We start from the raw sequence: 9,941 nt of genomic DNA, 5'->3' as shown, positions 1-9,941 counted from the left end.
CGCCCTGGTACAGCTGGGCATCCTTGATGTCGATGCGGTAGGCGGCGATGCTGCCCTGGACGTGCTGTGCGTTGAACCGGGTGCCGACCTCGACACTGGTGGCGCGCTCGCGCGAGAATGCGCGTGCGTCGGCCACGCTGCTGGGCGCCAGGTTGTATCCGCCTGGTTTGTAACCCTGCGTCAGGCTGCTGTAGAGACGCCATACCGGGTCGAGCCTGTAGCCGGCCGAAAGACGCCCCAGTACGCTGCCCTCGCCGGTGCTGTTGGTACCGCCGAAGGGCTGCTGGGCAAAGGTGGCGAAATCGAGCGCGGTCCCGCCAAAGGCCGTGCGGGCGCGGTCTCGGCTCCAGCGCATGCCGCCCGAGAGATCCAGCGCATCGGTGGCGTGCCAGGTCAGGTCGCCATAGGCGGCCACCGATTCGGTCTCATTATGTGATCGCGTGTCGATCGCGTTGACGCCAAACAGCGGCAAGTCATTGCGATAGCGCCGGCTCTGGCCCGTCGCCTGCCGGTACAGCCCGAAGAGGCCATCCCAGGCGCGGCCCGGGCCTTGCGATGCGAGGCGAATCTCTTGCATGTCCTGGCGCCAGTTTTCAGGTTGAGCGGTGTAGTAAGGACCAAACACATAGCTGCGATCCGTCTCGGCCTGCTGCCAACCAGCCAGCGCCGAAAGCTTCCACGGCCCCATGTCGTAGACGGCAGCCAGCGATTGACTATCACCGCAACGCCGTTGTGAAAAGTCCGCCAGCGATTTGGGCATCCCGCTCTGCACATAGATTTTGCGGCTGCCGATGTCATTGAAGGCGACGTAGGCATCCTGACTGGAACGCGCGCACTCGCGCCCGGCCGCCAGGCTCGCCTGCCACCCGGCCCCTGAAGGGGCCAGGCGCAACTTGACCATGCCGCTGCTGCTGCGCACGCCGCCCTGGCGACTGGCGCCGGTAGCAGGATTGTGCAGGTCGCCCGGGGCATTGTCGTGACGCAGCGCCACCGAGGCATACAGCATCTCCTTCACCAGCGGCAGAGCCAGCGTACCTTCCAGCACATTGCCATCACGGCTGGACCAACCGGTGCGCAAACGTGCGCGTACGGTATTGTCGGGCTGGCGCGTGGTCACGTTGATCACGCCGCCCTCGGCGCTCTTGCCGTACAAAGTTCCCTGCGGCCCTTTGAGCAATTCGACGCGCTCCACTTCCACCAGCGACTGGTTCACCAGAATGGGCATCTGCGGCACTCCATCCACATACAGCGTGAGTGCAGGATTGTAGAAGTCTTGCGCCGACGTGACGCCGCGCACGCTGATGAGCGGATAGTGCAGCGATCCGCTACCGGCCATCTGCACACCCGGCAGGATGCGCCCCAGGTCCTGGGTGCTGCGTACTTGCGCATCGTCGAGCTCGCTTTGCTCAAGCACTACCACGCTGCCGTTGACGCTCTCCAGAGTCTGTTCGCGCTTGTTGGCCGTGACGATCACCGGTGCCAGCCGTGTGCGCTCATCGACGATAACCGCCCCCGCCTCTTGCGCCAGGACCGGGCTGCCCCACGCCGCGCAAGCTGCGGCGACGGCGGTACGCAGCAATGGGTATGCAACGCCATGCATCATTTTTCTCATGTCCACTCTCCGTGTGCCATTATGATAATGAGAATTATTATTATCTTTGACGATAAGCGGTGAACGGTTTCACGACCGTCTTACCGGTTTCGAGGATTTTTCATATGGATCAGCACAACGAAGACTGGAGCGTGGCCGAGGACGGCAGCGTCCGCATGGAACATCACCCGCTGTTGCCCAGCGTCGTCCTGCCCGCCGAATGGGCCGCCATGATGCGGGTGGATGAACTGGCCGGCGGCATCAGCATCACCGGCTGGCACGGCCACCCGCGCCAGGCGCTCGATGTCAGAGCGACAGGACCGGCGCTGTTCTGCGTCGCCCTGCTGCTGGAAGGCCGGGCCGCCATGGCGCTTGATGGTGGTCCCCTGCTGGAGCTTGAGGCTGGCATGGCGGTCATTCAGACCGCCGACCGGCCAGTCACTGGTCGCTTCTGCGTAAAGGGTGGCGCGGCCATCCGGCTGGTGGACATCCGCTTCACACTACAGGCGCTGGCCGATGTCGGTGGCCGGCCGTTGTCGAGCCTGCAGCGCGACCTGCTGCGCGATTGCAGCCTTCCCGAGGCTGGCGCGCTGATGGGGGGCTTGCACGCACCGCCCGTCATGCTGCGCATCGCCAGCGAGATCTTGCAGTGCGACTTCAGCGGCGATCTGCGTTGCCTGTACCTGCGCGCCAAGGCGCTGGAGACGCTGGCGCAGTTGCTCCAGCACCTGCACTGCGGCAGCCGGGGCGAAGTGGGTACGCGAGAGCAACGGCAACTGGAGCAGGCGCGCCGGCTGCTGGAACAGCGCTACGCCGAGTCATGGAGCATCGACAGGCTGGCACAGGCAGTGGGATTGAACCAGAAGAAATTGCAGGCAGGCTTCCGGGTCATGGCCGGACGCACCGTCCATGCCCACCTGCGCGAGCTGAGGTTGCATGCGGCGGCGACCATGCTGGCAGAGGGTGTGGGCGTGGCTGATACGGCCTTGGCCGTGGGGTTTTCCAACCTGAGCCATTTCAGCAAAAGTTTTCGCCAGACCTACGGCGTGACGCCCAGTCAATGGAGGCAACACCTGCCGCCCCATGCCCGCCTGCTACCGTAGGCAACAGGCCGAAGCCACAGAAACTGCGCGCTTGTGACAGAGGGACAGGCCCCCACCTTTGGTCGCTCCGCCCCGCGGTCATTGAGCATGGCGGAAAAGAATGTCGCACGTGAACCGATACTTTGCCCTATCCTTGCACAGGGCACTCACGCCCATCATTACCGAAGCAAAGGAGTCAACATGCCCAAGAAAGAGAAACTGGACCCGGAAACCGAAGCCCTGATCCAATGGTGTACCGAAGTCGAGCAATTCCTGGTCAAGGGCGGTGCCACGCTGGACCAGGCACAAGAGCACATCGAGGAGCAGGTCGAATGGTTCACTGACCTCTACTACGATGGCCTCACCCCGGAAGAAGCCGCCAAGGAAGCCCTGGCCTGATTCTCGTCCGCCACTCCCCCAACCGCATCCCGGCCCGCAAGGCCGGGATTTTCTTTGGCTGACACGCTGCACGGTGACACCGGGGCCGTCAAGGCAGACCACCGCTCACAGGACGAGGCAGGTGAAACGCCCGTGAACTGATCTGAACCCGGCCAGCGTTGCGGAGTCAGAGGACAAGCCCGGTTCAGTGATGCCAGGCTTTGCAGGACACTCCACTGTCGCCCCTTCACGTGCACACCATGCTGACAATTTTCTTACAGACCACCCGAACCTCACTGCGTACCGCCTTGCTTTGCCTGTGCGCGGGATGCACGCCGCTGGCGGTGGCCGAAGGCAGCGCCTTCGTTCATCCAGGCGGCCTGCACACCACCGCCGATTTCACCCGGATCAAGACCCGCCTGGCCGCCATGGACCAGCCCTGGACTGCAGGCTGGCAGCGCCTCACCGGCAATCGCCACGCCGGCCTCGACTGGCAGCCGGCGGCGGTCCCCGTGATCTATCGCGGCAAGGATGGAGCCGGACATGCAGAAAACTACAGCCGCCTCTTCAACGATGCGGCCGCAGCCTATGCCCTGGCCCTGCGCTGGAAAATCAGCGGCGACGATCGCTATGCCGCGCGCGCGACGCTCCTGCTTGACGCATGGGCCAGCACCTTGCAAGCCATCGAAGGCAGTTCGGACCGTTTTTTGGCATCGGGCATCTATGGCTACCAGCTGGCCAACGCGGGAGAACTCCTGCGCGACTATCCACATTGGCCCGGCGGCGGCTTCAACGCGTTCAAGGACATGATGCTGCGGGTCTTCTACCCGATGAATCACGACTTCCTCACCCGCCACAATGGGGCCCGCATCGATCACTACTGGGCCAACTGGGACCTCGCCAACATGAGTTCGATGATGGCGATCGGGATCCTGGCCGATCGCCACGATCTCTACCAGGAAGCCGTCCGCTACTTCAAGCAGGGAGCGGGCAATGGTGCCATCAACAACCTGGTCTGGACGCTCTATCCCGACGGCCTTGGCCAGATCCAGGAAAGCGGTCGCGACCAGGGACACAGCCTGCTGGACCTGGCCCTTGCCGGCGCGTTCTGCCAGATGGCCTGGAACCAGGGTGATGACCTGTTCGGGTACGAGAATAACCGGCTGCTGCGCGGTGCCGAATATGTGGCGCGCTACAACCTGGGCGATACAGTTCCCTTCACGCCTTATCACAACAGCGACGTGACGCAGGAGACCATCTCACCCACAGGCCGTGGCGAATTGCGTCCGATCTGGGAACTGCTGTACCAGCACTATGTGGTGCTCAAAGGCCTGCCCGCGCCCGCCGTGCAACGCTTCGCAGAGAAGGTGCGGCCAGAGGGAGGCGGCGGCGACTACGGACCCAACAGCGGTGGTTACGATCAGACCGGCTATGGCACCTTGATGTACACCTTGCGTTAGCAAGCCGCCCCTCCGGCAGCGCCAGGCAATCAGACGTGCGCCTGGCCTGCCGTATTACTTCAGCGCAAACCGCGTCGGCACCCGCTGCAGGGCGTCATACAAGGGCCGGCAGGATTCGGCCAGACGCTCCAGACTTGTTTCGCGCAGCGCGTCCAGATCCACCGGCTCCGTTCCCGCCAGTCCTGCCCAGGCCAGCAGCGCACCGAAGGCTTGCGGCGTATCGAACATGCCATGCAGGTAGCTGCCCAGGATCTGACCATCTTCCGATTGCGCACCCTCGCCGCGCCCCTCGATCGCGAACGCAGGATGCGAAAGCGCCGGGCCGGAGGACACGCCCATGTGGATCTCGTAGCCACTGACCGATGCAGCCGTCTCAGCGAAGGCGCATTGGCCGACCACCTGAAGCAGTTTCTTCTCACGCGTCAGTTCGGTACGCATGGGCAGCAAGCCGAGGCCGGCACTGCTGCCGGGCGCACCTTCCACACCATGCGGATCGTCCACGCTCTCCCCTAACATCTGGAAGCCGCCGCAGATGCCGATGAGCTTGCCGCCATAGCGCAGGTGCCGCGCGATGGCCGTGTCCCAGCCGTGTTCCCGCAGCCAGCGCAGGTCACCGCGCGTGTTCTTGCTGCCGGGCAGGATGATGAGATCGGCGGGCGGCACCGGCTGACCCGGCCCGATGAAACGCAGGTCCACACCGGGATGGGCGCGCAGCGCGTCAAAGTCTGTGTGGTTGCTGATGCGCGGAAAGACCGGCACCACAATGCGGAAATCGCCCTTGCTCTCCTGCGTGGCCGCCACCGCATCCTCGGCATCGAGATGCAGTCCGTGCAGGTAAGGCAGCACCGCCAGCACGGGCTTGCCGGTGCGGGCTTCGAGCCAATCCAGGCCGCCCTGCAAAAGACTGATATCGCCCCGAAAACGATTGATGACGAAGCCGATCACGCGCTCGCGCTCACTCTCGGAAAGGCAATCGAGGGTGCCGGTCAGATGGGCGAAGACGCCGCCCCGGTCGATGTCTGCCACGATGATGACCGGGCAATCGACCGCTTCCGCAAAGCCCATGTTGGCGATGTCGCGCGCGCGCAGGTTGATCTCGGCCGGACTGCCCGCCCCTTCCACGATCACGCAGGCATATTGCGTGCGCAGGCGCTCGTAGGATTGCAGCACGGCCTGCATGGCTTCGGTCTTGTAGCGGTGATAGTCACGGGCGTTCATATCCGCGCGCACCTTGCCATGCACGATGACCTGAGCGCCGGTATCGCTGGAAGGTTTCAGCAGCACCGGGTTCATATCGGTGTGGGGCGCGATGCCGGCGGCCTGGGCCTGCAGGGCCTGGGCCCGTCCGATCTCGCCACCGTCGCTGGTGACGGCGCTGTTCAGGGCCATGTTCTGCGGCTTGAAGGGGGCGACGCCGATACCATCCTTCTTCAGCAGGCGACACAGCGCAGCGGCCAAGGTGCTCTTGCCGGCATCCGACGTGGTGCCCTGGATCATCAAGGTATGGAAGGGAAAATCAGCCACATTGGCTCCATGTGTTCAAGGCATCTTGCAGACGCGTCCAGCCCGCTTCATCCGGCGGCAGGCCGAGCCGGATGCCACCGGCACCGTGCGTGAAGAGGCGCACCCAGATGCCGGCACGCGCCATCGCTTCATGAAACGCCTGCGCTCTCGGCTCGGGCCACCACTGGAACAGCGCCGTACCACCGGCGCGAATACCGTGCTGCGCCAGCAGCGCATGCAGGCGTTCGCCTTCGGCCAGCAAGGTCTGCAGCGTGGCAGCCTGCCACGGTCGATCACACAGCGCGGCACTGCCGATCTGCTGGGCCGGGCCGCTGATGGACCAGGGACCGAGCCAGTCGGCCAGCGCCTCCAGCACGGCGGGCGCAGCCCCCACGAAACCCAGCCGCAAACCGGCCAGGCCAAAAAACTTGCCGACCGACCGCAGCACGATCAGGCCCGGCTGGTCGCTGTGGGCGGCCACGCTGCGGCCTTGCACGGTATCGCCAAAGGCCTCATCGACCACCAGCCAGCCACCGCGTGCGGCCAGCAGCGTCGACCAGCGCAATACATCCTCCGGTGCCACCATGGCACCGGTCGGGTTGTTGGGATTGCACAGGACCAGCACCTCGCAGCGCGACTCACCGACCGCCTCATCCAGATCGTCATAGGGCACCTCCCGCACGGCATGCCCTGCACGCCGCCAGCAGTGGGCGTGTTCGGCATAGATGGGGGCCGCGACCACCACCTGTGCCGGTCGGCCTTGCTGTTGCAGGCGCAGTTGCGGCAATGCCTGTATCGCCGCTTGCGTGCCCGCCACGGCCAGCAGACGGGGCGCCCCGTAATACGCGCAGGCGGCCTGTTCCAGCGCGTGCGAAGGTTCGGGCAGGCGATGCCATGCATCGGGCGCAGGTGCCGGGGCCGGGTAAGGACGCGGATTGATGCCGGTGGAGAGGTCCAGCCAGTCAATGCGCGGACGGCCATAATGGCGTGCCGCGTCGTTGAGATTGCCGCCGTGTTCAAGCATCGTGCGCTCCCGTTCCGGTAGCCAAACTCAGCAGCGCCAGCGCACAGACAACGGCGAACCACAGCGCCGTGCTCATCGCCACCAGACGCCAGGCGCGCACGATGTCCGGCCCTTGCGGCGGCAGGCCGCGTCCCAGCGGCGGGCGCGCTTCGACTTCACCGTCGTAGATGGCAGGTCCGCCCAGGGCCAGGCCCAGCGCACCGGCACCGGCAGCCATCACGGGGCCGGCATTGGGGCTGCTCCATGCGGGTGCCTGCGCTTTCCAGCAATCCAAGGCCTGACGACGTTGCCCCAACCACGCGTAGGAGAACGCGGTCAGGCGTGCAGGCAGCCAGTTGAGGACATCATCGATGCGGGCGGCAGACCAGCCAAAATACAGGAAACGCGCATTGCGATAGCCCCACATGGCGTCCAGCGTATTGGCCAGCCGGAACAGCAACGCCCCGGGACCTCCCGCCACCAGAAACCAGAACAAGGTGCCGAAGACGGCATCGTTGCCATTCTCCAGCAGGGATTCAACGCCCGCCTTGGCCAGCTCGCCCTCACCGGACTCACGCGTATCCCGGCTGACGATGTACGAGGTCAGCCGCCGTGCCAGAGGCAGATCGCCTTGCGCCAGCGCCTGGGCAATCGGCAGCGTATGTTCACGCAGGCTGCGCAGGCCTATGCAGAAATACAGCAGCGCCGCATGCGCCAGCGCGGCCAGCCATCCCGGCAATACGGCAATGATCCAGGCGCAAGCCAGCACCGGCGGCAACACCGCCAGGCACCAGGCCAGCACGCCGCGCAGACGCAGCGCGGGAGCGTGATTGAGCCTGCCCTCGATACGCTTGGCCAGGTTGCCGAAGCCGACCAGCGGATGCCAGCGCCGCGCCTCGCCCAGCAGCAGGTCCAGCGCGATGCCCAGCGCCACCAGTGCGGCCAGCGCGGGCCACGACAGCCCGCTCAGCATGGGTGGTCCTTGAAGGTCAGCGGCAGGCCGGCCGCCACCCATTGCACGCGTTCGCAAAGCGCGGCCACAGCCTGGTTCAAGCGGCCCGCCTCGTCAACAAACCAGCGCGAGATCGCCCCCTGCGGCACGATGCCCATACCCACTTCATTGGAGACCAGGATCACGGTGCCCTGCACTTCCTGCAAGGCGCGCAGGAAATCCACGCGCTGCTGCGTGAAGGCCAGCGGCGGCGTGATCGGCCCTACCTCCGGATAGTCCACGCCCTCGGCGAAGAGCAGGTTGGCCAGCCAGACGGTGAGGCAGTCGACCAGCACCACGGACTCGGGCCGGCTCAGGCTGCGCAGCGCCTGACCCAATGCCAGCGGTTCTTCCACGGTGCTCCAGTGGCCGCCCAGCGCGCGGCGGCGCTGCTGGTGATGGGCGATGCGTTCCTGCATCTCGGCATCGTCGCGGCTGGCGGCGCGATTGGCGGTGGCCAGATAGACGATCTCCTGCGGACCGGACTGCGCCGCCTCCAGGGCCAGGCGTTCCGCGTGGGCACTCTTGCCGCTGCGGGCGCCGCCGAAGATGAGGCTGCGATGTCGGGTTGAGATTGGGGAAGTCATGCTTGTGATGCTCCTTGCACGGGCCAGCGGTCTTCGTAGACCAGGTCCTGCAAACGTTGGCGGGTCGCCCATTGCTCCTGCTCCAGCATGGGCTTGTCATAGAATGCGGGCACGTGGCCCAGGCACAGTACCGCTACCGGTTCGGCCCCCTCAGGCAGATGCAGCAATTGCGCCAGTGCCGCCGGTTCAAACAGCGATACCCAGCCCATCCCCAGCCCTTCGGCACGGGCGGCCAGCCACATGTTCTGCAGCGCGCAGGACAGCGAGGCCAAGTCCATCTGCGGCAAGGTGCGGCGGCCGAAGATATGGGCCTCGCGCTGGTCCATCAGGGCTGCGACCAGCACCTCGCCACACTCGCGGATGCCTTCCACCTTCAGTCGCATGAATTCGTCTTCGCGCTGCGCCAGGGCGCGGGCAGTGGCGATGCGTTCCCGCTCCACCAGGGCATGGATCTGCTGGCGCAGCGCCTGGCTGCGGATGCGAATGAAACGCCACGGCTGCATGAAGCCCACACTGGGACCGTGATGGGCCGCCTGCAGCAGGCGTTCCAGCAGTTCAGGCGCGATCGCATCGGGCAGGAAATGGCGCATGTCGCGCCGCTCGCGGATGACACGGTAGACCGCATCGATCTGCGTCTGCGGATAGCGGTGAGAGACGCGCTCGCTCATGAGGCCGCCCCTCCCAGCAGCGCTGCCACCGTGCGCGGCGCCGAGCGGAAATAGGCATGCAAATAGCTGGCCGTGACCTTGCCACGGCGATAGACGACCTCCCCTTCGGACGAATCGAAGAGACGCTCGCCACGCGCGATGAACTCCGCTCCGACCACCGCACGCGAATAGTGGAAGGTATGGCAGCGCAGATGCTCGCCGACTGCGCCGGGCAGGTTCAGCTGCAAGGTCTGGTAACCCAGTCCCTGCAGGCGCGGCTGCACCGTGGCCTGGCCGGGCAGGATGCCGCACAGCTGGCCGCTGCTGCCGTCACCGGCAATCACCGTCTCCAGCAGGAACAGCATGCCGCCGCATTCCGCATAGAGCGGCTTGCCGGCCCCGGCATGGGCGCGCAGGCTGGATTGGGTGCGTTGCGCGGCCTGCAAGGCGGGCAGGTGCAGTTCCGGATAACCGCCCGGCAGCCAGACCGCGTCGCACTCCGGGACCGCTTCATCGGCCAGCGGCGAGAAGAAGGTCACGCTTGCCCCCATGAGCGCCAGCAGATCGAGGTTGGCGGGGTAAATGAAGGAAAACGCCAGATCGCGCGCCACGGCGATGGTCTTGCCCTCCAGCAGGCGCGGGAATGCGCGTTCCGGCGGGGGCGTACCGAAGTCCACTTCCGGAGGCAGATTTGCCAGG

General features: G+C 65.5%; 9 protein-coding genes and 1 pseudogene. 3 read left to right on the top strand and 7 right to left on the bottom strand.

What is annotated here, in order from left to right; genetic code table 11:
• The coding region (locus tag B3873_RS09030) for a TonB-dependent receptor (RefSeq protein ID WP_286865421.1) at nt 1–1,612 on the bottom strand (1,612 nt) is incomplete at its 3' end.
• A gap of 104 nt (nt 1,613–1,716) precedes the next feature.
• Between B3873_RS09030 and B3873_RS09025 the strand changes: the two genes are divergently transcribed.
• The 3 genes from B3873_RS09025 (at nt 1,717) to B3873_RS09015 (ending at nt 4,511) form a co-directional block, all read left to right on the top strand.
• Complete coding sequence (locus B3873_RS09025) at nt 1,717–2,694, top strand: helix-turn-helix transcriptional regulator (protein ID WP_286865419.1); 978 nt, start codon at nt 1,717–1,719, stop codon at nt 2,692–2,694.
• Between the two features lie 180 nt (nt 2,695–2,874).
• Nucleotides 2,875–3,072: a hypothetical protein gene (locus tag B3873_RS09020; protein WP_008329502.1), complete on the top strand. Its 198-nt coding sequence runs from the start codon at nt 2,875–2,877 to the stop codon at nt 3,070–3,072.
• A 239-nt stretch (nt 3,073–3,311) separates the two neighbouring features.
• Entirely contained in the window at nt 3,312–4,511 is a 1,200-nt protein-coding gene (locus B3873_RS09015) for an alginate lyase family protein (protein ID WP_286865415.1), read from the top strand.
• Between the two features lie 54 nt (nt 4,512–4,565).
• Here B3873_RS09015 and B3873_RS09010 read toward each other — a convergent pair whose 3' ends face one another.
• From B3873_RS09010 to B3873_RS08985, 6 genes and pseudogenes are all read right to left on the bottom strand, one after another.
• On the bottom strand, nt 4,566–6,035 hold the full coding sequence (locus B3873_RS09010) for a cobyric acid synthase (protein ID WP_286865414.1): 1,470 nt from the start codon (nt 6,033–6,035) through the stop codon (nt 4,566–4,568).
• Entirely contained in the window at nt 6,028–7,038 is a 1,011-nt protein-coding gene (cobD, locus tag B3873_RS09005; protein ID WP_286865412.1) for a threonine-phosphate decarboxylase CobD, read from the bottom strand. Before cobD ends, B3873_RS09010 begins: the two co-directional genes overlap by 8 nt.
• Entirely contained in the window at nt 7,031–7,990 is a 960-nt protein-coding gene (gene cbiB / locus B3873_RS09000; RefSeq protein WP_286865410.1) for an adenosylcobinamide-phosphate synthase CbiB, read from the bottom strand. The genes cobD and cbiB overlap by 8 nt, the downstream gene beginning before the upstream one ends.
• Nucleotides 7,984–8,595, bottom strand: a complete 612-nt coding sequence (gene cobU, locus B3873_RS08995) for a bifunctional adenosylcobinamide kinase/adenosylcobinamide-phosphate guanylyltransferase (protein WP_286865408.1) — start codon at nt 8,593–8,595, stop codon at nt 7,984–7,986. The genes cbiB and cobU overlap by 7 nt, the downstream gene beginning before the upstream one ends.
• On the bottom strand, nt 8,592–9,263 hold the full coding sequence (bluB, locus tag B3873_RS08990; protein WP_286865406.1) for a 5,6-dimethylbenzimidazole synthase: 672 nt from the start codon (nt 9,261–9,263) through the stop codon (nt 8,592–8,594). The genes cobU and bluB overlap by 4 nt, the downstream gene beginning before the upstream one ends.
• Nucleotides 9,260–9,941, bottom strand: a pseudogene (locus B3873_RS08985) (cobyrinate a,c-diamide synthase); the annotation flags it as partial. The gene bluB and the pseudogene B3873_RS08985, both read right to left, overlap by 4 nt.

Source organism: Herbaspirillum sp. UBA812 (genome assembly GCF_002296545.1).
Classification (GTDB): domain Bacteria; phylum Pseudomonadota; class Gammaproteobacteria; order Burkholderiales; family Burkholderiaceae_D; genus Herbaspirillum; species Herbaspirillum huttiense.
Note: the sequence above shows the minus strand (reverse complement) of the source record. Positions and strands in the feature narration are given on the sequence as shown.